Below are 25,457 nucleotides of genomic sequence, written 5' to 3'. Positions count from 1 at the left end.
GGTCAGTGCCGTGTCGCGGCGTTGCGGGCCAGGCGGCGTTGCCAGTCACCGCCATCGTTGCGCTTGCAGGCTTCCTCGCTGTCGAAACGCACCGGTGCGATCAGGGCATCCATGTCGATACCCGCCTCAGCGAGCGCTGCTCGGGTCAGCGCCTGCATCCGTGCGCCCTGCCCTGTATCAATCGCCAGAGCCCTCTGCGCCTCCGTGGCGAATACCCAGGTGACCTGCAGGCTCTCGGGAAAGCGCGCGTAATCGACCTCATGGGTGAGCCAGTTGAAGCCGACGATTTCCGCCTTGCCCGCTTCGCAGGCCTGGGTCAGGCAGCTGGAAAGTTGCCGCTCCATACGGGTCTGATCGCGTTTGCCGAGAAGCATCGTGACGTCCTGTATCAGGGTTGGCCCCGAGTCTGGGGGACAGTAGGAAGGAGTCTAACGCGAGCGCTCCATGCCGGATCCTCGGCAGCGCTTGTTGCCAGTACCGCTGATCGATACGTCGCAGGCTGCGAAGCACATTCCCGAGGGCAGGACCCTAGCCACTACAACTTGCGGTAGCGGCGGCACTGCTGAACGACATATTTGCGCACATGCTGGACCTTTGCCCAACCCACCTCATCCATGCCAACCGTCTCCAGCTCGGCTTGCAACTCGGCGCTATTGGCAGCTGGCTCGAGCAGATCCAGCATTTGCCGCAGCTCCCGCAGTACGAACGGCGGCGCAAGGCCCATGTGGCGTGCCAGCTCTTCCCAATCGGCTCTGCGCAGCTGCTGCGGATGGAAGTTGCTGCCGACCGCGAAACCAAGACTGGGGCTGTATGGCAGCACCATCGTACATACCAGGTCATAGGCCGGCGCCAATGACCAGCGCCCCTTGGCGTCCTGTAACAACGAGATGTTCTTGGCATGGCCATCGCTGTTGCCGGCCAGCACGTTGAATATCTGCCAGCGCAGCAGCTGGCGCACCTGCAGCGCAGGCGTGGTCGTCACCGCGCGCAACAGCCCTGCGCAGGCCGCCAGCGTCGGGCCGCCCTCTTCCTGGTACTTGAGCCGCCGCGGATAGCCAAGCGCCTGGCACATGTCCTCCTGGTGCACCCGCTCGATCCGGTTATCCACTCGCTCACGATCGTAACGAGCCACGGCAAGATAGTGAGCCTTCCCTGCCTGACCTGCGTGCGAGTCGGGAACCAAAAGCCCAGCGATCCGAGCCAGACGGTTCATATAGAGCTCGTTGAAAACCAACGCCGGCTTTAGCGAGAACTTGATCAGATGCGAAGAAGCGGCGGCACCGCTCGGGAGGTAGAGCTGGCCGCCTTCGAGGATTACGGGAATCTTGTCCTGAGCGCCGGCAAGGGAAAGACGTGTCGCCTTGCCCGGCTGGAACAAGGCGTAGCGCTCTTTACCCTGTGCCCAGCGCGCCAGCTGATTGGGGTCGACCGGCTCCTGGCCAGATTCGATCAACGCATCGGCCCGCTCCGGGTCAACAATGCGCAATGCACCGGCACAATCACCACCGATGGCGGCCAACAGCGAAAAGTCGTCATCGGCGATCCCAAGCCGGTTCACCAGCAACTGCCGCGAAGCTTCTTCGGGAAGTAGATTGGCAAACCAGTTGTGTGCCGTGCCGGTCGTTGGCGCAAACATACCGGTTGCAAGCGGCAAGCTATTGGAGATTGCAAACCGCGCTGCTTCGCTATAGCGAAAACCCATGCTGCGGCCATCGTCACCCAGCCAAAGCTCACCGATACGGCTATCACCCCGATAGACGCCGAGCAGTCCGCTCATAGGTCGCCCCCGTCACGTCTAGCCGCCAGCAGCTCGATGCCCAGCGTATGACACACGTTCAGCACCCGTCCGAACGAACAGCTCTCGCGGCCATTTTCCAGCTCGCTCAGAAAGCGCACGCTCACGCCACACAGGCCGGCAGCGTCCACCAGACGCAGCCCCTGACCCTTGCGAGTGCGCTGGATCAGCTTGCCCAGCTCGGCCATCGAAACAAATGCAGTAGGTTCAGCCATTTTCCCGTTCCGTACAATTTGCCCTTCGGAAACAGCTCAGTGCCAATTTTTTCCCAATAGGGAAAATACTCCCTGCCGCTGGCCGGCGCACCGAATTTTTACCGATCGGGAAAAAAGATCCTTCTGGTGCATCTCAAAGAACTACCACGCAGAACAAACCCTCAGCCATCGATGACCAATATCGACCGGCTCGATTTCGAGCGCGCCCGCCGAGCGCGTAGCATGCCCTGCACGGCCCCGTTCCACTCGAGGAGATCGACATGCCCGATACCGCCTACGTACCGCCGAAAGTCTGGACCCACGACGCCCCCTCCGGCGGCAAGTTCGCCAGTATCAATGCGCCCACCGCTGGCGCACGCGAGGAGAAGGCGCTGCCGGTGGGCAAGCACCCGCTGCAGCTGTATTCGCTGGCCACGCCCAACGGGGTGAAGGTGGGCATCATGCTCGAGGAGCTGCTCGCCCTCGGCCACAGCGGCGCCGAGTACGACGCCTGGCTGATCCGCATCGGCGAGGGCGACCAGTTCGGTAGCGGCTTCGTCGAGATCAACCCGAACTCGAAGATTCCCGCGCTAGTGGACCACAGCGCCGCGGGCGGGCCGCTGCGGGTGTTCGAGTCCGGCTCGATCCTGGTCTACCTCGCCGAAAAGTTCGGCGCCTTCCTGCCGACCGAGGTCCGTGCGCGCACCGAGACGCTGAACTGGCTGTTCTGGCAGATGGGTTCGGCGCCCTTCCTCGGCGGTGGCTTCGGCCACTTCTATGCCTACGCGCCGGAGAAATACGAATACCCGATCAACCGCTACGCCATGGAGGTCAAGCGCCAGCTCGACGTACTCGACCGCCAGCTGGCCGAGCATCGCTACGTGGCCGGTGCCGAGTACAGCATCGCCGACATGGCGATCTGGCCCTGGTACGGCGCGCTGGTGCTGGGCGAGCTGTATGGCGCCGGCGAATTCCTCTCGGTGCACGAGTACCGGCACGTGCAGCGCTGGGCCAGGGAGATCGCCGAGCGACCGGCGGTCATCCGCGGGCGCAAGGTCAACCGCAGCTGGGGCGACGAATCCGAGCAGGCGCCAGAGCGCCACAGCGCCGCCGACCTCGACTGAGCGGCCAGCAGCGGCGGAACCCAGCCGTTCCGCCGCTCTGCGCGTCGCCCTCGCCCGCCCTGCATGCCGACCGCCGATCCCGCCTGCTGAACTCTCACCGCCACCGCTTAACCAACCTGATATGAGCGCTGCCAAGCCCGCGAGGCCCGCTTCGCCAGGCGCCACGCCGCGACCAGCGCTCAGGACCCGGTTGTTCAGCACAACGTGAGGTGAGCCATGAAACACACACTGGTAGCAGCGTTCGCCACGCTGACCGATGCCAATCGCACCCGTGGCGACCTGATGTCGCGCGGCATCCCGCGCGAGCAGATCCATGCGGTGGGCGCCGAGAGCGCCGAGATTCACGCCTACGACGCGCCCTACTCCACCAACGACGCCACGCCTGACCGCCACGAGCATGAATCCAAGGTCGCGCACTTTTTCAAATCGCTGTTCGGCCACGAACCGCACGAGGAACACCGGCGCTACGCGACCGCCTACCCCGAGGCAGTGCGCCGCGGCGCGCTGGTGATCGCGGTGGATGTGGTCGACGACGACCAGCTGGCCAAGGCGCGTGACGCCCTGGAATACAACGGCGCCATCGACATCAACGAACGCGGCAGCGCCCGTGTCGCCGACGGCTACCCCGGCCCGAGCAGCCCCTATGCCGGTGCGACGGGCGGCGACAGCCATCTGGACAAGCACTTCAGCGGCCGCCAGACCGCGGCCGCTGGCGCCATGGCTGGCAGCCGTCACGGCGAACACGAGCCACTCGGCGCGGGCAGCCACACGTCACGCCAGGGCGACGCCGTCAGCGGCAGCCACGGCATCGGCAGCGCCGGCAAGCGCGCCGGCACCGATTACCCGCCCACCACCGCCACCACCTCACCGACCGGCGCCGGCACCACCGGCCACGGTGCCAACCCCACCGAGGTCGCGCCCGGCGTGGCGACGCGTGAGTCCGGGCTGTGCAGTGACCGCGTCTGCGTCATCCAGCGGCCCAGCTAAGCAGGCCCAGCCGTAGGGTGGAAAACGGCGCAGCCTTGTCCACCACTCGGCCTTTGCTTCTGGTGGCCCGGCGCGGGGGCCTTTTCGCCTACCGCCCGGGCCGCTGCAAGCCCTGGCGCAACGCTGCCCGGCCGAGGCCGAACGCCAGCCCATCCTCGACCATGCCAAGCGCGGCATTGGCCACAGGCCGGGGCTGATGGGGCTTGCGCAAACGCAGCCCGACTCGCGACGACACCAGCGCCGCCGCGGCCCCCAGCAAGGCCGGCAACAGCGCCGGCTCACGCCGCACGCCAGCCAGCGCAGCGGCACTTACACCGGCGGACAGCGCGCGAAACAGCAGCGACGGCGCGATGGTGCGATCCGGCGCGAAGGGCAGCTTATCACCGGCCAGCTCGCCGGCCGCCAATACCGGCAACACCGCCTGCGCCGCGTCGGACGTCAGCAGCCGTGCCGCCTCGCCCGCCCCGTGCAGATCGTCCCGCTCGCTCAACGCCCGGCTGACCAGGGTCGGCGCCAGCAGGCTGCGCATACCCGTCACCGCGCCAATGGCCAGGGCGGCCAGTAACACATTGCTGGAAGTGCTCATGCAGGTATCTCCCGGTGGCTGTCTAGAGTCCGACCGGGGTGAGGGGGGACGCGTTCGGCGCGGCGGGCACGAGGTGACGGGCGCTCGTGCGTGGCTCTCCTGCGGGCCGGCCCGCCTGAGTAGAGGGGCCGTCTCTGGAGGCCATCGGTGCCCTGGTTGAGGGGCGCGATGGTCAACCCTTGGGAATCGTTTCCGGGCGCAGATAGGGCAGCATGTGCGCCACGTAGTCGGCCTTGCCCAGCTCGATCCCCTGGTTACGCAAGATCGAATAAGCCGTCATCACGTGGAAATAGAACTGCGCCAACGTCCAATCACGCGCGTATTGCTCCGCGGTCAGGTCGAAAATCATCCCGTTGGCCAGCTCATGGGCGATCGGCTTGCCCGCATCTATATCCAGCGCATCGGCGGCAAGACCGTCGAGCAACGCCACCGTCTCATCGATCCGGGCATAGGCATCGGCCAGCGTGCCCGGCCGCTCCCCCGCCTGCCGCCCCTCGTCCAGCAGCTCGTTGATCGCGGCCGGGAACGCCTCGCCCCTCAGCCGGCACACCGCCTCGCGCGCCTGCACGCAGGCAAAACGAACCTGCGTCGACAGCGGAAACATATCCGGCGCCAGCCGCGCGGCTAACAACGCCTGCGCCTCCGCTTCCGGCAGCTGGGCCTGCGCCTTCTTTAGCCAGCCGGAGAGGGTTTTGAGCATTTGGGTGTAGGTGGGGACGAGGAGGGTTGTTAGCTGCATGGTTTTACCTAGTGCAATTGAGGCATACGCTGAATAAGCGTGACAGACTCCATCTTAGCTAGTCACGAGAAAGGTAAATAAATCCTCTATTCCCCTATTAATCATCAACTGGTTTTCTTTGGCGTCTCTTTGTAATGCTCGGTGTTTTTTGTCCATCTTAGTGCTGCGTACCCACCGATAAGTCGGTGCCCAACCCAACGAGGGTCGACTACTGGCGGCATGCCCGGCTCGTTCGCAAGCAAGAGCTTCCCCATATATGCAGACCAGTCAGCCTCAGCAATTAGCGCGTTGCCATATCCATGAAAAGAGCGACCGCTCTTGTACCAAGAAAATTGCTGCCTATGAGCGAAATCAAGATAGTCTCTGTATTTAGCTAATTTTGCTAATGATTGACTTGACATATCCGCCATAGGTATATGTGCAATCGATCCCTCTCGCAGATGCACAAGGGAATGAATTGCTAACTCATAGCCTACTGGCGCCGACAATAACAATCTGGACATATTGATTTCTTGCATAAAATCGGCAACAGGCAATTTAAATTCTTTCCGCTCATCTGTTAAGCTCTGAGGGGTATATCTATAATAGCTAAAATTCAAAAAATTTATCTTGCCATCGCACTCGTCTACGAGTCGCCTGACATGCCAATAAGGATGGCCTGCGTCAATCACTTTCATTAAACCTTAATACCTGACAAAGACTGGTAAGTCTTCATCGAATAGTCGTCTGTCATTCCCGATATAAAATCAGTTATTAAGTGCGCTCTCAAGTTCCACTCTTTGATCCTATCTGAATCTTTAGAAAGATCTAACAAGCGGACCTCCTCCTCGTATACTTCTTTATAGTTTTTTGGAAAAATTACTAAAAGCTTATTCTCAACAATTATTTTTCTACCGTTACAATCTTTATTAGTATTATAATTAAGGGCACACGCAAATCGTTCGGCATCGCATTCCAAAAGCACCTTAAAGTTATCTAGCAGACCTGAAATTGCTTTATAGCCAGCCAATTCCGTTTTTTGCACCGAAACATGGCAGTAAACATTTTCGCGACAATATTTTTTTAAGAGCTTTAGCACTTTACCTTCAGCTGAAGATTCGGGTATCAAAGACTCAAGCTCCCCAGCCAATATTTTTTCGTGATTTTGTATATAGCTTTCAGTTGCACGCTTAACAAGAATCCTATTTAAATGTGTTCTAAAATCGGTAAACGTAAATGGTTGACCATCCTTTTTTTCCCACTGAGCCCACTCAAACAAATCAGCAATTAAGGTGTACTCATTCTCTTCGTTATTTTCTTCGCACATCCATTCACTATGTAATTCTCCGAAAGCTTTATTTTTGTTTAAAAGATTTTTTTCGATAGAATCTTCCAAATCACTTATACAGTATGCAATATCATCCGCCGCCTCCATGATGTAAGCGAGAGGGAATCTTTGAGGGGCTGAATAGCCAAGATCATGCCAAATACTCTGTATTAAATCTCTTTCCGTCGAAAAGAATCCTGCTTTTTTCATGAACGGCTTTTGACTGCTCGCAGCCTCACCACTTTCTCTAATATATTTTAAGTATGATGCGAGCGTCGTTTTTGTTAGATTCAAACCATAAATATCAGAGTTTTTTTGCAGCTTCGCCACTACCCTTAATCCTTGCGGGTTCCCATCAAACTCAATGAAATCAAATAAGGCAGATTGTAATTGAGGACTTAAAACATGCCATTTATCTTCATCTATCAACCCATCAGCATTTGAACAAAATAGCTTTTTAAGTATTGCAGGCCCTTGCTGCGAAAACCATTGCGCAATCGCTGCCTCTCCAAAATGACCAAAGGGAGGATTTCCTATATCGTGCATCAAGCAAGCCGTCTCTACGAAAGTTGCAATAGCGAAGCACTCTTGTTGGGTAGCTAGCCCATTCTCTAGTAGCCTTATGGTAATCTCATCGGCTATATACCTTCCGGTTTGAGATACCTCTAATGAGTGTGTCAGCCTGCTTCTTACCGCAGCGTTTGATTCAAGAGAAAATACTTGAGCTTTTTGCTGAAGCCTACGGAATGCAGGACAAAACAGAAGACGCCCTCTATCGCTTTCGGCGCTTAAAAGAATACTTCTATTAGACACCGCTGACTCTCTAAAGCGCAACGCGGTCAGCAGTTCCCCGTATTTAGAACTTGACATAAGCATTCCTAAAATAAGCTATACATATACAAATATTTATTGCTATCGCTTGGGATATTATTCCATCGTTGAAAAAGTGGATAGATATTTTATTGTGTTGCGGAGGTGATCGTGGAAGGCATGTTTTTCAGTAGCGCAACGACGCTGATTCGCACGCTGGTGGTGGGCGTGCTGGCCTATGTCAGCCTGGTGCTGTTGTTGCGCGTTTCGGGGCGGCGGACGTTGTCGAAGATGAATGCCTTCGATCTGGTCGTCACCGTGGCGCTGGGGTCGACCTTTGCGACCATTCTGCTGAGCCGCGAGGTGTCGCTGGCGCAGGGCGTGCTGGCGCTGGCGTCGCTGATCGCGTTGCAGTACGCGGTGACCTGGTCCAGCGTGCGGGTGGCCTGGGTGCGCAAACTGGTCACCGGCGAGCCGGCGCTGCTGTTCTACCGGGGCCGCTTTCTCGGCGAGGCGTTGCGCAAGGCGCGGGTGGCCGAGGCGGAGGTACGTGCGGCGGTGCGCGCCAGCGGCTCGGCGTCGCTGGAGGGCATCGAGGCCGTGGTGCTGGAGACCGATGGCAGTTTCAGCGTCATCTCCGCGGCCGCCGGTGGCGGGCGCTCCGCGCTGGCCGGGGTGAAGGTGCCGGGCGCGGGCGAGTAGGGCGCCGATGCGCTACTCACCTGTCACCTGCTTGGCGAAAAGGCGGCCGATCAGCCGGCCCAGGCGCCGTCCGGCGCCGCTTCGGCAGGGCCATGCCGGTCGAGGCGACCGGCCCAGGCGGTCAATGCGAGTGCCAGCAGCACCACCAGCGCACCGATCCAGGCGGTGTGGATCAGGCCGAGCCCGGCGACGATATGCCCGCCCAGCCAGGCGCCGCCGGCAATGCCGAGGTTGAACGCGGCGATGTTCAGGCCCGAGGCGACGTCCACCGCCTGCGGGCTGTAACGCTCGGCCTGCCGCACGACATAGAGCTGCAGCCCCGGCACGTTGCCGAAGGCGACGGCGCCCCAGAGCAGTACGGTCGCCAGGGCCAGCCAGGGGTTGCCGGCAGTGAAGGTCAGCACCAGCAGAACGGCGGCGAGCAGGACGAAGATCAGCTTCAGCGCGCCGATCGGCCCGCGGCGGTCGGCCAGCTTGCCGCCCCAGATATTGCCGACCGCCACCGATACGCCATAGACCAGCAACACCAGGCTCACCGCGTTGGCGCTGAAGCCGCTGATGTCCTGCAGGATCGGGGCGAGAAAGGTAAAGGCGGTGAAGCTGCCGCCGTAGCCGAGGGCGGTCATCGCGTACACCAGCAGCAGGCGCGGCTGGCGGAGCACGCCAAGCTGGGTCAACAGCGATGCCGGCGGGCTGTGTCGAATGCCGCGCGGCACGAACAGCAGGCTGCCGACAAAGGCCAGCACACCGAGGGCGGACACCGCCAGAAAGGTCTCGCGCCAGCCGAAGTGCTGGCCGATGAAGGTGCCCAGCGGCACGCCGGTGACCAGGGCCACGGTGAGGCCGGTGAACATGGTGGCGATGGCGCTGGCAGCCTTTTCCTTCGGCACCAGATTGGTGGCGATGGTCGAGCCGATGGAGAAGAACACGCCATGGGCGAGGCCGGTGACGATGCGCGCCAACACCAGCGATTCGTAGCCTGGTGCCTGCCAGGCCAACAGGTTACCGGCGGTGAACAGCAGCATCAGGCCGAGCAGCAGCGCCTTGCGCGGCAGACGGCCGGTCAGCGCGGTGAGCAGCGGCGCGCCGACCGCCACGCCGAGCGCATAGAGGCTGACCAGCAGGCCGGCCGAGGGCAGGGCGACGCCGAGGTCGCTGGCGATGGTGGGTAGCAGGCCGACGATGACGAATTCCGTGGTGCCGATGGCAAACGCGCTGAGCGTCAGCGCAAGCAGGGCAAGGGGCATGATTGGCTCCGGGTCTGTTGAAGGCGCGCAGTATCGAAGCCACACTCCTGCGGAAAAACCGGCCAATCCGCCAAACACATTTGACTTGGGCTCAACAATGAAGACCAGCCTCGAGGAAATGCAGGCCTTTGTCAGCGTGGTCGACAGCGGCTCGTTCAGCGCCGCGGCCGAGCAGCTGCAGCAGACCGCGTCCGGTATCAGCCGCGCCTTGAGCCGCCTGGAAGACAAGCTCGCGGTGACCCTGCTGCGGCGCACCACGCGGCGTCTGGAGCTGACCGAGGAGGGCGAGGTGTTTCTCGCCCAGGCGCGCCGTATCCTCGCCAGCGTCGAGCAGGCCGAGGAGCAGATGGCGCTGCGGCGCCAGGCGCCGGCCGGGCGGTTGCGGGTCAATACCGCCGCGCCGTTCATGCTGCACGTGATCGTGCCGCTGATCGGCGATTTCCGTGCGCGCTATCCACAGATCGAGCTGGAGCTGTACAGCGACGACCGCATCATCGACCTGCTGGAGCGGCGCACCGACCTGGCCATTCGCCTCGGCCCGCTGCCCGATTCCAGCCTGCATGCGCGGCCGCTGTGCCACACCCTGCGCCGTGTGCTGGCCAGCCCGGCCTACCTGGCCCGGCATGGCACGCCGCAGCAGGTCGAGGCGCTCGCCGCGCACAGCCTGATCGGCTTCACCGAGCCGGACAGCCTCAACGACTGGCCACTGCGGCACGCACAGGGCGAAAGCTGGCGGATCAGCCCGGCGCTGCGGGCCTCCAGCGGCGATACCGTGCGCGCGCTGGCGCTGGCCGGCGAAGGGCTGGCCTGCCTGTCGGATTTCATGACCGCCGGTGATCGCGCGCGCGGCGCTCTGGTGGAAGTGCTCGCCGCGCAGCGCGTCGACGTGCGCCAGCCGATCAACGCGGTGTACTACCGCAACACCGCGCTGGCCTCGCGCATCACCTGCTTTCTCGACTACCTCGGCGAACGCCTGGGCAGCCCGGCGCGCTAGCTATCGCTCGCCATCGCCCGAACGCGGCATGGGAATGGCGACGCTGCTTTCGATGCTGCCGGCCTCGGCGTTGCCTTCCTTGTAGAAGGGCTCGATCTCGTCGCGGGCGCGCTGCCAGTGGTCGGCTTCCTGGCCCTCGGGGCGGCCTTCGGATTCCCAGATCTCGTAGGCGTGCTGGCGGATGCGTTGTTCAACGTTCATGGCTGCTCTCCGGTTGGCATGAGCGGGGTGCTCAAGCAGCAGAGCAGGGGGCGGCGGGCCAGGTTCCGGCCGCACGACGGGCGTAGGCACAGGCTGCCCACCGCGCTGGGCAGGGCGGCTGGGGAACCGCGACGATCGCCGCGGTCTTAGCTCTGGATAAACGACGCCGACTGGCGTTTCATTCGCACCGCAACCGGCCCGGAGGGCCGGCGCATCGTCACTTCGAGAAAGGACCGCCCCATGAGCCTCGCCCCCAACGCCGGACGCCTGCCCGACCCGCACAGCCTGACCCACCTGCCGCGCCTGGTGGCGCGCTACTACAGCGACCGGCCGGACCCGTCCGACCCGGCGCAGCAAGTGGCATTCGGCACCTCCGGGCACCGCGGTTCCTCGCTCAAGGGCAGCTTCAACGAGTGGCACATCCTCGCCACCACCCAGGCGATCTGCGATTACCGCCGCCAGGAAGGCATCGACGGCCCGCTGTTCATGGGCATGGACACCCATGCGCTGTCCGAGCCGGCGTTCGTCTCGGCACTGGAAGTGCTGGCGGCCAACGGCATCGAGACGTGCATCGACGCCGGTTGCCCGGAAACCGGCGGCGAGCCGGGCTATACCCCGACCCCGGCGATCTCCAACGCGATCCTCAGCTACAACCGCGGCCGCGCGAGCGGGCTGGCCGACGGCATCGTCATCACGCCGTCGCACAACCCGCCGGGCGATGGCGGCTTCAAGTACAACCCCACCAATGGCGGCCCGGCCGACACCGGCGTGACCAAGTGGATTCAGGAACGCGCCAATGCGCTGCTGGTCGCCGGTCTCGATGGCGTCAAGCGCATGGATTACCGCCAGGCGCTCAAGGCCGCCACCACCCAGCGCTTCGATTTCATCGACGCCTATGTCGGCGGGCTCGAGCGGGTGATCGACCTCGACGCCATCCGCGGCTCGGGCCTGAAGTTCGCTGTCGACCCGCTGGGCGGCGCCGGTGTGCACTATTGGCCGCGCATCGCCGAGCGCTTCGGCCTGCCGCTGGAGGTGCTGTCCACGGTGGTCGACCCGACCTTCCGCTTCATGCGCCTGGACTGGGACGGCAAGATCCGCATGGACTGCAGCTCGCCGCACGCCATGGCCGGGCTGATCGAGAACAAGGACCGCTTCGACGTGGCCTTCGCCTGCGACACCGACCACGACCGCCACGGCATCGTCACCCGCTCCGGCGGGCTGATGAACCCCAACCATTACCTGGCGGTGGCCATCGAGTATCTGTTCACCCATCGCCCGGGCTGGAGCGCCGAGGCCGGCATCGGCAAGACGCTGGTGTCTTCGTCGATGATCGACCGTGTTGCCGCCGGCATCGACCGCCGTCTGGTGGAGGTACCGGTGGGCTTCAAGTGGTTCGTCGACGGCCTGATGGATGGCAGCCTGGGCTTCGGCGGTGAGGAGTCGGCCGGCGCTTCGTTCCTCGACAAGAGGGGCGGCGCCTGGTCCACCGACAAGGACGGGCTGATCCTCGGCCTGCTGGCCGCGGAAATCACCGCAGTCACCGGCAAGGACCCGAGCGAACGCTACAGGGCGCTGACCGACCGCTTCGGCGCGCCGGTGTACCAGCGCATCGACGCCGCGGCCAATCGCGAGCAGAAGGCACGCCTGGGCAAACTGTCGGCCTCGCAGGTCTCGGCGAAGGAGCTGGCCGGCCAGCCGATCACGCGCATCCTCACCGAGGCACCGGGCAACGGCGCAGCCATCGGCGGGCTGAAGGTGGAAACGGCGAACGGCTGGTTCGCCGCGCGGCCGTCCGGCACCGAGGACGTGTACAAGATCTACGCCGAGAGCTTCGAGGGCGAAGCGCACCTGGCGCGCATCCAGGCCGAGGCCAAGGCGCTGGTGGACTCGGTGCTGGCCGGCTGATCCCGGCGGGTTCGCCGGGCACGGCGCGTGCGGACTCGGCTCGTGCGGCTGAAACATTTGCACACGTTCGTCCGACGCGACATTGCGCCGCACCCTGGCGAGGACTAGATTGAAGGCAAGCGCACCGGGCCGCCGGCCCGCTGCAACAGCCGCTCGCAGTCGCGGCGCCCGGCTTTCCCAAGGAGGATCGCAGCCATGAAATCGTCTTCTCCGCTGGCTTTCATGATGATCAAGCGCCCGCTGGGCGTGGTGTTCTGGCTCTACGGGGTGATCCCCAGCCAGGTGCTCTGGGGCATGGCCCTGTTCGGCTACTTCAACGGCGCTTCGCTGAGTACCAACCTGATGATGTTCGGCCTGATCCTCGGCTACACGGCGTGGATCATCGGGGAGATCTGGCTGTGCGCCGATAACGTGCGCAACAGGCTCTACGGCGACATGGCCCGACTGCTGACCGCCGCCTGGGCGATCAACAGCGTGCTGTTGGTGTTCTTCCTTACCGTGCAGCGGCTCGGCGGCATCTGAACAGCACTCACCTGACCGGCCGGTAGCGCTGGCGCCGGCAGGAACACCGGCGAGCCGGACGACCGAGGGCAGCCGCGCAGGCTGCCCGCTTCGCCATCAAGCCTATCCCCACTCGTCAAGCGTTGGCAGTGCTCGCGGCCACACGGCGGCGAGCACTGCCGATGTAACGCTTACTGCGCCGCCTGCAACAGGCCCTGGCGCTGCGCCATCTTCTGCTGCTTGTAGGCCAGCGCCGCCGCTGGCACGGGGGTAATGGTGCCGGTCTCGATCCACTTCTTCAGGCGATTGGCATCGGCCATGTGGGTGTACTTGCCGAACGCATCGAGCACCACGAAGGCCACCGGCCGGCCGTTCATGCGGGTGCGCATCACCAGACAATGGCCGGCGGCGTTGGTGAAGCCGGTCTTGGTCAGTTGGATGTCCCAGTTGGGCTTGCGCACCAGGGCATTGGTGTTGCGAAAGCCCAGGGTGTAGCTGGGCTTGCGGAAGGCCACGGTCTTCTCGCGGGTCGAGCTGAACTGGCTCAGCAACGGGTAGTTCTGGCTTGCGCGCAGCAGCTTGACCAGGTCGTTGGCGCTCGACACGTTCTGCTCCGACAGGCCGGTCGGCTCGACGTAGCGGGTGTCGCGCATGCCCAGCGCACGCGCCTTGGCGTTCATTGCCTGGATGAAGGCGCTGTAGCCACCGGGGTAGTGGTGCGCCAGGCTGGCCGCGGCGCGGTTCTCCGAGGACATCAGCGTCATCAGCAGCATCTCGCGCCGGCTGACCTCGCTGCCGATGCGCACGCGCGAGAACACGCCGCGCATCTCCGGTACTTCGCGGATGGTGATCGGCAACACTTCGTCGAGCGGCAGCTTGGCGTCGAGCACCACCATGGCGGTCATCAGCTTGGTCACCGAGGCAATCGGCACGACCAGGCCGGGGTTGCTCGAATAGAGCACTTCGTTCGTCTTCAGGTCGACCAGCAGTGCGCTGCCCGAAGCCAGTTCCTGGGTGGCCGCGGCCTTGGGCGCCGCGAAGCTGGCGGGGGCCAGCACCATGCTGCTGCAGGCCAGCAACAGGCCGAACATTGTGTGGCGAAACTTCACTGCATTCACCGATTTGGGCAAGAGAGAGGGGAGTGGGGCGGCGCCTGAAGCGCGGCGCCGCAGTATACGGAAAAGCCCGTCCGACTTGGCGTCGCTCACACGCGGCAAAGCGCTCACGGCGTCGGCGACGCGCCGCCGGCCTACTAGAGTGTAGAAGAGGCCTGCCGAAGCGAACGACCGTCTGGCGCAACGGCGGCCCGTGGTCGCAGCACCGCGATTGCACCTTCAACGACCGCAGCAGTCCAACAGACAGGTTTATCAGGGGAGGTACCCGCCATGTCCCGCTTCAGCCATACACCGACCACCCGCGAAGACATCCAGCACGAGATCGACAACCTGGTCCGCGCCCTGGACAAACTCAAGCACGACGCCGCGCGTGAATCGCGCCATGGCCTCGGCAGCCTGCGCTCGCGTGCCGAAGCGCTCTGGCAGGACGCGCACTGGGACGAACATTGCGCCGAGCTCTCCCGCCGCAGCCACGACGCCGGGCGCATGGCCAAGGAATGCGCCCGCCAGCATCCGTTGGCGACTGCGGCGCTCGCGGCCGGCGCCTTCGCGCTGATCGGTTACCTGGTCACGCGGCGCTGAACCATGCGCAACGCCGAAACGCCGCGCCTGAAGTTCGCGCTCTATGGCGCGCATTGCAGCCTGGGCAGCGCCCTGTTGGTCGAGCTGCTCAGCCGGCAGCACGAGGCGGTTGCCCTGCTCGACGATCTCAACTCGCTGACCGCACGCCCGGGCTTGCGCACCAAGCCGGCGGATCTGTACGACCCGATCAGCGTGAGTGAGAGCGTGGCCGGCATGGATGCGGTGCTCTGCCTGTTCAATGCCGACCGGCTGCCGAGCAGCCCGGCCTCGCCGCAGGGCTTCGAGCAGGCGCTGGCCGCCTTGCTGAGTGGCTTGCCAAGGGTGAACGTCGACCGGCTGCTGCTGGTCGCCGACTTCCCGCGGATCGAGCAGGACCCGTCGGTGCAGCGCGGCTTGCAGCAGCTGACCGCCACGCCGCTGCGCTGGACGCTGATCGATGCCGAGCACAGCGAACCGGGGCTGAGCATCGAAGACCTGGCTCGCGCCAGCGACGACACGCAACATGAGTCACTGCGCCGGCTGGCCGCGGGCATCGTCGACGAACTGGAGCAGCCGCGTCACCTGCGCGAGCGCATCCACTTCCGTCTCTGAGGCGAGCCGCCTTCAGGACGCCTGCAGCTGTCGCCGCAGTTCGGCTTGCACGGCCGCGGTGTCAGGCCGTACGCCGCGCCACAGCAAAAAGGCGGCAGCCGCCTGCTCGACGAGCATGCCCAGGCCGTCGCGGCACTGCGCGCCGAGCCGGCTGGCCCAGCGGCAGAAGGGCGTCGGTTCGGCGCCGTACATCATGTCGTAGCAGAACGTCCGGCCGGCCTCGACCAGCTCGTCGGCCAGCGGTGGCAGCTCGCCACCCAGGCTCGCCGAGGTGCCGTTGACGATGACATCGAAGGGCCCCTGCAAGTCGGCGAACGCCACCGCCGACACCGGGCCGCGCGCGGCGAACTCGGTGGCCAGCGCCTGTGCCCGCGCCGGCGTGCGGTTGGCGATCACCAATGCCGCCGGGCGCTGTGCCAGCAATGGCTCCAGCACGCCGCGCACCGCACCGCCCGCACCCAGCAGGAGGATGCGCCGGCCCTGGAGTTCGACGCCGGCATTGGCGGTCAGGTCGTTGACCAGGCCGATGCCGTCGGTGTTGTCGCCCAACAGGCGGCCATCATCGAGTTTCTTCAGGGTATTCACTGCGCCGGCGCAACGAGCCCGCTCGGTCAGATCGTCGGCCAGGCGCCAGGCCTGCTCCTTGAACGGCACCGTGACATTGGCGCCGCGGCCTTCGACGAAGAACGCCCGGGCCGCTTCGGCGAAGCCGTCCAACGGCGCGAGCACCGCCTCGTAGGTCAACGCCTGGCCGGTCTGCTCGGCGAACAGACGGTGGATCTGCGGCGACTTGCTGTGGCCGATCGGGTTGCCGAATACACCGTAGCGGTCCATGGGAGTCCTCAGCTGGAAGGCAAAAGCCGGAAGCTTGCAGTTTTTTGCCAGCGGCTGCCAGCGTCGTGCAACCGTCAGGCATCGGCCGCACGCCGGCAGGCCGCCGCGCCTGACCGGCCGGGCCGCTGGCGACGGCGCCTTAACCGTCGCCAGCCCAGCAGCACGCCGCTCAGGCTGATCACCAGCGCACCCGCACTGAAGGCCAGCAGCAGGCCGTCGCGCAGCAGCGGCCGTTGCAGCAAGGGCAGCCAGTCCCAGCTGTGCAGCAGCTTGAACACCCAGCGAACGGCACGCCGGCGCTGATCCAACTGTTCGATGACGGTGCCGCTGTAGGGATCGAGATGCAGCCAGGTCGACGCCGGATCGTCGAAACGCACCCGCAGCATCGGCAGCCGTCGCGGTAGATGGCTGTAGAGGCTTGGTTCGTTGCGGGCGTAGTAGTGGAAGTCTTCCTGCTCCAGCCAATCGAAGTGCAGCCGCTGCTCCGGCCAGGTCTGACGGACCTGGCGCTCCAGCACCGCGCGTTCCAGGCGCAGCTGTGCCGGCGCGGAACCGCTGGCGCGCAGGATGCGCGTTTCGCCCCTGGCATCGATGCCGAGCAGGTAGGGCTGATCGCCGAACACCTGCCACTGCAGTTCCACCGGCGCGATACCCGCCTCGCGCAACCGGGCCAGCGTAGAGACAAGGCCCGTCTTAACCGCCCCAGCGTTCAGCGGCGCGCTTCTGAGCGCGGCGGCGTCGATGGTCGAACGTTTCTCGAACAGCCCCCAAGGCTCCATCGACAGCATGCCGCTGACCAGCCAGACCAGCAGCGCCACGCCGATCAGCAGACCGCCGACGTGGTGCACGCGGCTGGCGCCGGCCGGGTAGGGCGAGTGCGAGCCGTTGCGGTAGCGCCCGGTGAAGCGCCAGCGCAGCAGGCCGATCAGCATGCCCAGCAGCGCCAGCACCGCGGCGAGCAACGCACCGTAGACCAATGCCACCGACCAGAGCGCCTTCGGCATGACTTCACGCAATGGGTAGAGCCAGTGCAGCCAGGCGCCAAGCAGGTTCCAGGATCGCTCATGGGCCGTGGCGTCGCGCACCACCAGCCCGGTGTGGCTGGAAACGTAGAGCAGACGCCCTTCGCCATCGTCGGCCTGCAAGCGATACAGCGGTCGCTCGCGGGCCAGCGCATGATTGCGCGTCCAGGCATCCTCTTCGACCCGGTCGAGCAAGCGCACCTCGGCACCGGCGAACTGCCGCGCGCTGGCCAGGGCCTCGGCAGCGCCGATGTGCTGGATGCGCTTGCCGCTGCGTGCGTCTACCGCCAGCAGCGGCCCGTCGCCGTAGTCCAGCAGATAGCGCGGCGAGCCACCGGCACCGGTCAGGCGCAGGCTGAGCGGGGTGCGCGGATCGCCACTGGCGGCAAGCGCCACACCCGGCGCGATGCAGCAATCGGCGCTTAGCGGCTGCAAGCGTGAAAGGTGCTCCTCTGGCGTCAACTTGGGGTAGCCGACGAAGAGCATCACCACGCCGCTGACGATCCAGGCCAGGACGAACAGCCCCAGGGCGATGCCGAGCCAGCGGTGTGCGAGGTACAGATAGCGCTTCATGCGGCTCAGAGGTCCAGGGTCACGGCGGCATACAGCGAGCGGCCATCACCCGGCGCATGCAAGGTCTCGGCACCGTCGTACCAGACGTACTCGTAGTAGCGGTCAGTGAGGTTCTTCAGCTGCAGGTCGACGGCCAGCTGCTCGGTCAGCTGGTAGCTGGCGCCCAGGTTGAGCAGCACGTAGCCGCCGTATCGGCCCTGGGTGTTCTCGCGCTCGAGGTAGTAATCGGTCTGGCCGTTGAGCCAGGCGCTGAGCTGCAGGTCCGGCGTCGCCTGGTAGGTGCTGCCGGCCGAGTACAGCCGCTGCGGCACGTGGTCGATCTGCTGGCCCTGGCTCGCCGGCAGGCTCGGGTCGGCTTTCTCGATCTCGGAGAACTGCCAGGAATGCGCCAGCCACAGGCTGAGCTCGGCAGTGGGGTAGAGATTGAGCTGGGCGTCATAACCCCAGCGACGGGTCTGGCCGAGGTTCTCCGACTCGCCACTGGGATCGTTGAGCCGGCGCCGGACCTCGTCGGACGCCACCTGCTCCCAATAGGCGATACGGCCGTCGAGCCAGGGTACGGGGTTGAACTTGATACCGGTCTCCCAGCCATCATTGATCGACGGCGACAAGTCCGCGGTGCGTGGCGGCACCTTGTAGGCGGCTGCGCCAGTGCCGATCTGGAAGGTCCGCCCCCAGTTGCCATACAGGCTCAACTGCTCGACGGGGGTGTAGATCAGGCTGATCTTCGGCTGCTCGATGCTGCCGTAGTCGTTGATGGCGTAATCGTTGCCACTCAGCTCGTCGGTGAAGTCGCCCTCGATGCGATCGACGCGAAACGCCGGGATGATCTTCAGCGACTCGACCGGCTGGATCACCGCCTGCAGGTAGGCGCCGTAGCTGTCGTAGTCGAAGCGCTGGTCGCGGGTCTGGGTCACGACCTGGCGCTCGACGGTGGTGTAGCGCTCGCTGCGGTTGCGCTGCTGCTCGGTGTCGAGCCCACCTTCGAGGGCCAGGTCGTATAGCCAGGACACGTCCGGGCGGTAGGTCAGCGCGGTGCGTGCGCCGTAGTGCTTCTCTTCGGTGAAGCGCCGCTGTTGCGGTGCGGCCAAGGAAAAGCGCACCCAGCGATCGTCGTCCAGGGTGTTGAGCCAGACCTTGGTGGCCCACGACAGATCGGCCGCCAGCTGGCTGTCCAGATGCAGGCTGAGCTGGTTCATGCGCCGCTCGCCCATGTCACTGGACGACAGCGCGTAGGACTGGCGTGGCGAGTGCCGCGCATCCTCACGGGAGAGGTAACCCGGTTCGTCGGCCTCGGCCTCGTAGTGCCGGGCGATCAGGCCCAGGCGCCAGTTGCCGGCATCCGGCGTGTAGAACCATTTGCCGGACAGGCTGCTGCGCTCGCTGCCGGCATGGTCGCGGTAGCCATCGCTCTTCTGCTGGCCGATGAAGTAGTTCTGCGTCCAGTTGCCGCTTTCGATGCCCTTGGCCAGCTGCAGCTCCTGGGTGTCGTAGCTGCCGTAGCGCAGCCGCGCCTTGCCGTAGTCGCCACCGATGCGCGACTGCACGGCGACGTTACCGGCGATGTTGTACAGGCCGTAGCGCGGGTCGTTGGTGCCACGCACCACCTCGATGCCGTCGATCTCCAGCGGAAACAGCATGTCCAGGTAGGGCATGTTGCCGTCGTTGCTGTTGCTCGGGATGCCGTCGATCAGCAGCTTGACCGCGTTGACCTCGCCCTCGCCGTTGAAGCCACGAAAGGACAGCTTGCCGGAGGTGGTGCCCTGGCCGAATTCGGTGAGCATCACCCCCGGCGCGCGGCGGAACAGCTCCCAGCTGTAGAGCACCGGCTGCTGCTCGAGGATGTCGCTGCCCAGCAGGTCGACCGAGCTGATCACGCTGCTGGTCGGCAGGCTGCCGCTGGACGGGTTGGCGATGACGGTACTGCTGCCCAGCGACAGGGCAGTATCGGCCGAAGCCGAGGTGGAGTGGACGCCGAGCAGGGCGCAGGCAAGCAGGCAGGGCAGCGCGGCGCGCGGCGCGCGGCGCAGGGTGGTAGAACATCTCGCAGTTTCCTTGTGCAACAGGCAGGCCGCGGCAGGCAGCCGTCGGCAGGCGCACACGCCATCGACTGGCGACGTGGGCGTTCGGGTGTGCAGGCAGGGAAGACGCCGGCAGGCGTTAGGCGAGCGGCGAGGCGCGCGGGTTGAGCGCCGGCCAGCGTTCGCGGGGTGACGGCCAGGCACTGTGCCGTTCGGCCCGCGCATAGGTGCGCCTGGCTGTGGCCGGCAGGACGGGGGGCGAGGCCACAGGCAGGGCGGCGAGGCCCATGGCACCGGTGCAGCAACAGGGCGGCATTCCGCCGTGGCCGGCGTGCGGCTGTTCGTGGCTACCCGCTGCGGCGTGCGCCGCGTGCCCTGGATGCGCCTCGCCTTGTGCCAGTGACGTGCGATCACCGTGCTCGAGCAGGCGGCCGCTGTCGGCCGGCCACGCACCGGCGAGCGACATGCTCAGCAGGTGCAGCAGCAGGGCCAGACTGGCCAGCCAGGCGGGGAATCGGTGGTGCTTCATCGGCAGTCGGGCACATCGCAGTTGGCGATGGGGCGCATGGTATTGAGCATCGACATGAAAAAGAATTGAGCGAGCTCAAGAATCATTCTTGATTGCACCCGATTCAAGCCCGCCGGCGTTACCGCTCCTGCAGCCAGTCGCGCTCCTGAAGGAAGTATTCGGTCAAGCGCGCCTCGGGCGTGCCCGGCTCGGGGTGCTTGTCGTAGCCCCAGCGCACCACCGGCGGCAGCGACATGAGGATGGATTCGGTGCGCCCGCCCGATTGCAGGCCGAACAGGGTGCCGCGGTCATAGACCAGGTTGTACTCGACGTAGCGGCCGCGGCGCAGCTGCTGGAACTCGCGCTCGCGCTCACCATAGGGCAGGTGCTTGCGCCGCTGGAGGATCGGCAGGTAGGCCTCCAGATAGGCATCGCCGACGGCACGCATGAAGGCGAAGCTGGTGTCGAAATCCCATTCGTTCAGATCGTCGAAGAACAGGCCGCCGATGCCGCGTGGTTCGGCACGGTGCTTGAGGTAGAAGTAGCGGTCGCACCATTGCTTGAAGCGCGGATAGACGTCGCCGCCGAAGGGCGCGCAGGCGTCATGGGCGACGCGATGCCAGTGCACGCAGTCCTCTTCGTTGCCGTAGTAAGGGGTCAGATCGAAGCCACCGCCGAACCACCAGACGGGCGCTTCGCCATCCTTTTCCGCAATGAAGAAACGCACATTGGCGTGCGAGGTCGGCACGTAGGGATTTTCCGGATGGATCACCAGCGACACACCGAGCGCCTGAAAGCCGCGCCCGGCGAGTTCCGGCCGGTGCGCACTGGCCGAAGGCGGCAGCCCGGCGCCAAACACGTGAGAGAAGTTGACGCCGCCTTTCTCGATGAGCGCACCGTTCTCGATCACCCGGGTGCGCCCGCCGCCACCGGCCGGGCGTGTCCAGGCGTCCTCGGCGAAACGGGCACTGCCGTCTTCGGTTTCCAGCGCAGCGCAGATGCGGTCCTGCAGGTCCAGCAGATAGGCTTTGACGGCTTCGATCTGTTCGTTCACGGGTAGAGCACCATGCCTGGGCCGCACAGCCAGGCAGGGCAGTGCGGGAGCGAATCGGGTCGGCAAGCATAGCATCCGGGCGATTGACGAAAGCAGGCCGGGACGGGTTCGATAGCCGCTTACCCACCTGTCGGAGTCGATATGAGCAAGCGCATCCAATTCAGCCAGCATGGCGGACCGGAAGTCCTTCAGCTGGTCGAGGCCAGCCCGGCCGTGCCAGGCGCCGGCGAAGTGCTGGTCCGCAACCACGCCGTTGGCCTGAACTTCATCGACACCTATTTCCGCACCGGGCTCTATGCCCCGCCCGCCTTGCCGTCGGGGCTGGGCACCGAGGGCGCCGGCGTGATCGAAGCGGTCGGCGCGGACGTCGAGCACCTGCGCGTCGGCGACCGCGTCGCCTATGCCACCGGGCCGCTGGGCGCCTACGGCGAGCATCATTGCCTGCCGGCCCGCCATCTGGTCCGGCTACCCGACGCGATCAGCTTCGAGCAAGCCGCCGCAGTGATGCTCAAGGGGCTGACCACCCAGTACCTGTTGCGCCAGACCCATGCGGTGCAGCCCGGCGAGACGCTGCTGTTCCATGCCGCCGCTGGCGGCGTGGGCTCGATCGCCTGCCAATGGGCCAAGGCGCTGGGGGCCAGGCTGATCGGCGTGGTCGGTTCCGCGGAAAAGGCCGAACGGGCCAAGTCACTGGGGGCCTGGGCGACCATCGACCGCAGCCGGGAAGACGTGGTGCAACGCGTGCTCGAACTGACCGACGGCAAGAAGTGCCCGGTGGTCTATGACTCGGTAGGCAAGGACACCTGGGACATTTCGCTGGATTGCGTCGCCCCGCGCGGGTTGCTGGTGAGTTTCGGCAACGCGTCGGGGGCGGTCAGCGGCGTCAACCTTGGCATCCTCGCGCAGAAGGGGTCGCTGTATGTCACCCGTCCGACGCTGGCCGGTTACGCCGATACCCCCGAGCGCCTGCAGGCCATGGCCGACGAGCTGTTCGAGATGATTGCCAGCGGCCACCTGCACGTCGAGATCGGCCAGCGCTACCCGCTTGCCGAGGCCGCCGAAGCACAACGGCAACTGGCCGGCCGGGCAACGGTCGGCTCGACCATTCTGCTGCCTTGAACGGGCACCGCTAGCCGGGGCGTACCACCGTGCCGGTGCGCAGATCGCGGATCAGGCTGGGGTTGCGCCGGCCGCCGAGCGGGCCGCAAAAGACGTAGTCCAGCCGGTCGCCGAAGTACTGCCGCACACGCAAGGCGCTGCGGGCCGCGGGCCGGCCGGCCGGGTTTGCCGAGGTCGATACCAGCGGCCCGGTCAGCGCGCACAGCCGTGCCACCAGCGGGTGATCGGTCACCCGCAGCGCCACGCTGTCGTGGCGGCCGGTGATCCACGGCGGCAAGCGGTCCTGGTGCGGCACCAGCCAGGTATTGGGCCCCGGCCAGCTGTTGGCCAAACGTCGCAGCCAATCGTCGGGCAGGTCCTGCAGCAGGAAATCGAAGCGCTCCATGCAGTCGGCGACGAGGATCAGGCCTTTCTCCACCGGGCGCTGCTTGAGATCCAGCAGGTGGTAGACCGCCTCGCTGTCCCAGGGGTCGCAGCCCACCCCCCACACCGCTTCGGTCGGATAGGCGATTACGCCCCCCTGCCGGACCACGTGTGCCACCTGCTGCAACCGCCAATCGCCCACCATTGCCGCCCCCGCTCGCAAAAAAATCGCAGCAGTTTAGCCAAGCCCCGTGCTGCCTGCAGCTTCAGCACCGCCGTGCCGACCAGAGGCCATTCTCGCTGACGACGCGGTCGTCGATTTCCAGCTCCGTCAGTTGAGCCAGCACCTCACCCAGCGGCAGGTCCAGCGCCATCGCCAGTTCCTCGCTGGTCATCGCCCCGGCGAGCAACTGCTGCAGCAGCGGATGACCGCTGCCGGCGCCGCCATCGGTGACCGACGGTGCACTGACCTGCTGCCAGCCGCGTAGTCCATGCAGGACGTCCTGCACGCTTTCGACCAGCGTTGCGCCGTCACGGATCAGCTGATGGCAACCACGCGCACCGGGGTGGTGGATCGAACCGGGGATCGCATAGACCTCGCGCCCCTGCTCGGCAGCCAAGCGTGCGGTGATCAGCGAACCGCTGGAGGGGCTGGCCTCGACAACCAGCACGCCGAGCGACAGGCCGCTGATGATCCGATTGCGACGCGGGAAATTGCTTGCCTGCGGTGCGCAGTCGAGCGGCAGCTCCGATACCAGGGCGCCGCCGCCGGCCACGATGGCTTCGGCCAGGCGCGCATGTCGCTGTGGATAGAGTCGCTGCAGGCCGGTGCCAAGCACTGCGATCGTTCGCCCGCCGACATCGAGCGCGCCCTGATGGGCCGCTCCATCGATGCCCAGCGCAAGACCGCTGGTGACGGTGAAACCCGCGCCGGCCAGGCTGCGGGCGAAGGCAGCGGCGTTGTCCAGACCATGGCGCGACGCCCGGCGGCTGCCGACCATCGCCAGCTGCGGACTTTCCAGCAGGCCCGGGTCGCCGGCGACGAACAGCAGCGGTGGCGCATCCGCCAGCTCGGCGAGCAGGGCGGGGTAGCAGGGGTCGTCCCAGGCGACCAGCTGCTGCTGCGGCTGCTCCAGCCAGGCGAGGGCAGCGCGGGCGCGTTCGCGGATCTCGGCGCTGCGCCGCGGCTCGGCGCAGCTGGCCGGCAGACCCAGGGCACGCCAGGCACCCGCCGGCGCGCTGAGCGCCGAACAGGCATCGGGAAAGGCACTGAGCAGGCGCCGCAGTCGTCGCGGGCCCAGATCGGGCAACAGGTGCAGGCGCAAACGCGCCTCGAGTTCGGCAGGGGAAACGAGAGGCATGGGGGACGGTCCTTGTCCACGGCCGGCATCCTGCCGGCCTTTAAAGTACGAGCCCCGCATCAGCGGGGCTCGGGGATCGATCAGGGATTGCGCAGCTTGTCGTTCACGGCCAGTGAGCGGGTGGCCTGCAATACCAGGCCATAGCTGAGCTTGTCGTAGGTACGGAACACCATGAGCAGCCCGGCACGCTCGTCCGGCACCTTGACGTTTTCGCCGGTCACCCGGTCGCGTACCGTCTCACCGGTCTTGTACACGGCCAGCACGTTGCCTTCCTTGAGGCCGTCGCGCATGCCCTTGTTCAGCGTTACGACATCCAGCTGGCCGATCTGCGTCACGCCGCGCGGAACGTCGATGATCAGGCCGTCGATGTCGCTGCTCGGCGCGCTGGGCATGAAGGTCGAATTGACCGCGCGCTCCTCGCTGGCGAACAGCCGATCGCCGATGCGCGCTTCCTGCGTGGTACGGGTCAGCTGCAGCGTGGCGATGTCACCCTCGACCTGAACGACCTCGACGGTGCCGACGTCGTCGGCATTGATGCCGAGGAACTCGCCGGTCTTCGGATCGGTGTATTGCTTGCCCTGACGGAAAATCCCGTACACCGGGATATTCGCGGAAAAATCGCCCCGGCCGTAGATGCGGTCGCCAGCGCCGCTGATCACTCGCTCGGCATTGCCGGCGACGATATAGGGCGCGGCCTCGAACTGCGCCTGCGAGTCGATGATGCGGTTGCTCAGCAGAAAGCTGTTGATCTGCTCCAGCGGTATCGTCGGGATCGCCTCGGCCATCGGCGTGGTACGCACGGTCGGCGACAGTTTGATCGTGCCGCGGCTGGCTCCGCGGTTGAGCATCAGCTTCGGCTGGCCATCGATATACACCAGGCTCAGGCTGTCGCCCGGATAGATCAGGTGCGGATTTTCGATCTGCGGGTTGGCGTGCCACAGCTCCGGCCACTTCCAGGGCTCGCGCAGGTAGCGCGCCGAGATGTCCCAGAGGGTATCGCCCTTCACTACCGTGTAACGCTCCGGGTAGCCTTCCCTGAGCTGGACGTCGGCCTGGGCGAACCCGCTGGCGGCCACCAGCAGCAGGGCGAGTAGTGATTTCCTCATATGGTGAATCCCTTTATGATGTGCCTTCGCCTGAGGCGCCCCAGCGCCGCAAACCCTTGCAGAACGCGGCGCGTAGCCGGTTTCAAAGCTGCCGGGCATCTTATCAGCGGCTTTTGA

General features: G+C 65.1%; 27 protein-coding genes. 9 read left to right on the top strand and 18 right to left on the bottom strand.

Translation table 11 applies throughout. From position 1 onward, the window contains the following. Positions 1–2: 2 nt before the first annotated feature. From CL52_RS00235 to CL52_RS00225, 3 genes are all read right to left on the bottom strand, one after another. On the bottom strand, positions 3–374 hold the full coding sequence (locus CL52_RS00235) for a hypothetical protein (protein WP_043217727.1): 372 nt from the start codon (positions 372–374) through the stop codon (positions 3–5). A 161-nt stretch (positions 375–535) separates the two neighbouring features. Further along, entirely contained in the window at positions 536–1,777 is a 1,242-nt protein-coding gene (locus CL52_RS00230; protein ID WP_052264496.1) for a type II toxin-antitoxin system HipA family toxin, read from the bottom strand. After that, entirely contained in the window at positions 1,774–2,010 is a 237-nt protein-coding gene (locus tag CL52_RS00225; protein ID WP_224109194.1) for a helix-turn-helix domain-containing protein, read from the bottom strand. Before CL52_RS00225 ends, CL52_RS00230 begins: the two co-directional genes overlap by 4 nt. A 260-nt stretch (positions 2,011–2,270) precedes the next feature. On the opposite strand from CL52_RS00225, the gene yghU reads away from it, so the two are divergent. Both yghU and CL52_RS00215 read left to right on the top strand, forming a co-directional pair. Continuing rightward, positions 2,271–3,113: a glutathione-dependent disulfide-bond oxidoreductase gene (yghU, locus tag CL52_RS00220; protein WP_043217724.1), complete on the top strand. Its 843-nt coding sequence runs from the start codon at positions 2,271–2,273 to the stop codon at positions 3,111–3,113. Between the two features lie 216 nt (positions 3,114–3,329). Further along, positions 3,330–4,100, top strand: a complete 771-nt coding sequence (locus CL52_RS00215; RefSeq protein ID WP_043217721.1) for a hypothetical protein — start codon at positions 3,330–3,332, stop codon at positions 4,098–4,100. An 88-nt stretch (positions 4,101–4,188) separates the two neighbouring features. Here CL52_RS00215 and CL52_RS00210 read toward each other — a convergent pair whose 3' ends face one another. The 4 genes from CL52_RS00210 to dgt form a co-directional block, all read right to left on the bottom strand. Beyond that, positions 4,189–4,686, bottom strand: a complete 498-nt coding sequence (locus tag CL52_RS00210) for a DUF4126 family protein (protein ID WP_043217719.1) — start codon at positions 4,684–4,686, stop codon at positions 4,189–4,191. Between the two features lie 172 nt (positions 4,687–4,858). Then, positions 4,859–5,425, bottom strand: coding sequence for a DUF1993 domain-containing protein (locus CL52_RS00205; protein WP_074519784.1), 567 nt, complete (start codon positions 5,423–5,425; stop codon positions 4,859–4,861). Between the two features lie 104 nt (positions 5,426–5,529). Continuing rightward, on the bottom strand, positions 5,530–6,102 hold the full coding sequence (locus CL52_RS20965; protein ID WP_143008608.1) for a primase 1D-like protein: 573 nt from the start codon (positions 6,100–6,102) through the stop codon (positions 5,530–5,532). Then, positions 6,102–7,601, bottom strand: a complete 1,500-nt coding sequence (gene dgt, locus CL52_RS20430; RefSeq protein ID WP_074519783.1) for a dGTPase — start codon at positions 7,599–7,601, stop codon at positions 6,102–6,104. The genes CL52_RS20965 and dgt overlap by 1 nt, the downstream gene beginning before the upstream one ends. A 111-nt stretch (positions 7,602–7,712) precedes the next feature. Between dgt and CL52_RS00200 the strand changes: the two genes are divergently transcribed. After that, the gene (locus CL52_RS00200; protein ID WP_043217717.1) at positions 7,713–8,243 is read left to right on the top strand and encodes a DUF421 domain-containing protein; all 531 of its coding nucleotides are present in this window, start codon (positions 7,713–7,715) and stop codon (positions 8,241–8,243) included. Between the two features lie 50 nt (positions 8,244–8,293). On the opposite strand, the gene CL52_RS00195 is transcribed toward CL52_RS00200, so the two are convergent. After that, a complete protein-coding gene (locus tag CL52_RS00195; protein WP_043217715.1) occupies positions 8,294–9,490 on the bottom strand; it encodes an MFS transporter in 1,197 nt (398 codons plus the stop codon). Between the two features lie 97 nt (positions 9,491–9,587). On the opposite strand from CL52_RS00195, the gene CL52_RS00190 reads away from it, so the two are divergent. Continuing rightward, positions 9,588–10,484: a LysR substrate-binding domain-containing protein gene (locus tag CL52_RS00190; RefSeq protein WP_043217713.1), complete on the top strand. Its 897-nt coding sequence runs from the start codon at positions 9,588–9,590 to the stop codon at positions 10,482–10,484. Here the strand turns inward: CL52_RS00190 and CL52_RS00185 are convergent, their stop codons facing one another. Next, positions 10,485–10,685: a DUF2934 domain-containing protein gene (locus CL52_RS00185; RefSeq protein WP_043217711.1), complete on the bottom strand. Its 201-nt coding sequence runs from the start codon at positions 10,683–10,685 to the stop codon at positions 10,485–10,487. Between the two features lie 240 nt (positions 10,686–10,925). Between CL52_RS00185 and pgm the strand changes: the two genes are divergently transcribed. Continuing rightward, complete coding sequence (gene pgm / locus CL52_RS00180; protein WP_043217709.1) at positions 10,926–12,590, top strand: phosphoglucomutase (alpha-D-glucose-1,6-bisphosphate-dependent); 1,665 nt, start codon at positions 10,926–10,928, stop codon at positions 12,588–12,590. Positions 12,591–12,785: 195 nt separating this feature from the next. Further along, positions 12,786–13,112, top strand: a complete 327-nt coding sequence (locus CL52_RS00175) for a hypothetical protein (RefSeq protein ID WP_041110408.1) — start codon at positions 12,786–12,788, stop codon at positions 13,110–13,112. 170 nt (positions 13,113–13,282) lie between these two features. Here the strand turns inward: CL52_RS00175 and pbpG are convergent, their stop codons facing one another. Beyond that, complete coding sequence (pbpG, locus tag CL52_RS00170) at positions 13,283–14,200, bottom strand: D-alanyl-D-alanine endopeptidase (RefSeq protein WP_041110475.1); 918 nt, start codon at positions 14,198–14,200, stop codon at positions 13,283–13,285. Positions 14,201–14,476: 276 nt separating this feature from the next. Between pbpG and CL52_RS00165 the strand changes: the two genes are divergently transcribed. Both CL52_RS00165 and CL52_RS00160 read left to right on the top strand, forming a co-directional pair. Then, a complete protein-coding gene (locus tag CL52_RS00165) occupies positions 14,477–14,788 on the top strand; it encodes a glycine zipper domain-containing protein (protein WP_041110406.1) in 312 nt (103 codons plus the stop codon). A gap of 3 nt (positions 14,789–14,791) precedes the next feature. Next, the gene (locus CL52_RS00160) at positions 14,792–15,379 is read left to right on the top strand and encodes an NAD(P)-dependent oxidoreductase (RefSeq protein WP_043217707.1); all 588 of its coding nucleotides are present in this window, start codon (positions 14,792–14,794) and stop codon (positions 15,377–15,379) included. Between the two features lie 12 nt (positions 15,380–15,391). On the opposite strand, the gene aroE is transcribed toward CL52_RS00160, so the two are convergent. The 5 genes from aroE to hemF all read right to left on the bottom strand — a co-directional run bounded on the left by aroE (position 15,392) and on the right by hemF (position 21,391). Beyond that, positions 15,392–16,213: a shikimate dehydrogenase gene (gene aroE / locus CL52_RS00155; RefSeq protein WP_043217706.1), complete on the bottom strand. Its 822-nt coding sequence runs from the start codon at positions 16,211–16,213 to the stop codon at positions 15,392–15,394. 74 nt (positions 16,214–16,287) lie between these two features. Continuing rightward, complete coding sequence (locus tag CL52_RS00150; RefSeq protein WP_043217705.1) at positions 16,288–17,808, bottom strand: sodium:proline symporter; 1,521 nt, start codon at positions 17,806–17,808, stop codon at positions 16,288–16,290. A 5-nt stretch (positions 17,809–17,813) separates the two neighbouring features. Beyond that, positions 17,814–19,814, bottom strand: a complete 2,001-nt coding sequence (locus CL52_RS00145) for a TonB-dependent receptor (RefSeq protein ID WP_235366430.1) — start codon at positions 19,812–19,814, stop codon at positions 17,814–17,816. A 154-nt stretch (positions 19,815–19,968) separates the two neighbouring features. Continuing rightward, positions 19,969–20,358, bottom strand: a complete 390-nt coding sequence (locus CL52_RS00140; RefSeq protein ID WP_043217704.1) for a DUF2946 family protein — start codon at positions 20,356–20,358, stop codon at positions 19,969–19,971. A 118-nt stretch (positions 20,359–20,476) separates the two neighbouring features. Then, positions 20,477–21,391: an oxygen-dependent coproporphyrinogen oxidase gene (gene hemF, locus CL52_RS00135; RefSeq protein ID WP_041110396.1), complete on the bottom strand. Its 915-nt coding sequence runs from the start codon at positions 21,389–21,391 to the stop codon at positions 20,477–20,479. 141 nt (positions 21,392–21,532) lie between these two features. Here hemF and CL52_RS00130 point away from each other — a divergent pair, with 141 nt between their 5' ends. Then, entirely contained in the window at positions 21,533–22,510 is a 978-nt protein-coding gene (locus tag CL52_RS00130; protein ID WP_043217702.1) for an NADPH:quinone reductase, read from the top strand. Positions 22,511–22,520: 10 nt separating this feature from the next. On the opposite strand, the gene tsaC is transcribed toward CL52_RS00130, so the two are convergent. The 3 genes from tsaC to CL52_RS00115 all read right to left on the bottom strand — a co-directional run bounded on the left by tsaC (position 22,521) and on the right by CL52_RS00115 (position 25,340). After that, entirely contained in the window at positions 22,521–23,078 is a 558-nt protein-coding gene (tsaC, locus tag CL52_RS00125) for an L-threonylcarbamoyladenylate synthase type 1 TsaC (RefSeq protein ID WP_041110392.1), read from the bottom strand. 61 nt (positions 23,079–23,139) lie between these two features. Further along, positions 23,140–24,234, bottom strand: a complete 1,095-nt coding sequence (dprA, locus tag CL52_RS00120) for a DNA-processing protein DprA (protein ID WP_043217701.1) — start codon at positions 24,232–24,234, stop codon at positions 23,140–23,142. A gap of 80 nt (positions 24,235–24,314) precedes the next feature. Then, positions 24,315–25,340, bottom strand: a complete 1,026-nt coding sequence (locus tag CL52_RS00115) for a LysM peptidoglycan-binding domain-containing protein (protein WP_043217700.1) — start codon at positions 25,338–25,340, stop codon at positions 24,315–24,317. Positions 25,341–25,457 lie beyond the last annotated feature (117 nt).

Source organism: Stutzerimonas balearica DSM 6083, assembly GCF_000818015.1.
In the GTDB taxonomy this organism is placed as follows: Bacteria; Pseudomonadota; Gammaproteobacteria; order Pseudomonadales; family Pseudomonadaceae; genus Stutzerimonas; species Stutzerimonas balearica.
The sequence above is the reverse complement of the archived record's forward strand: the minus strand, read 5'-3'. Positions and strand labels throughout refer to the sequence as shown.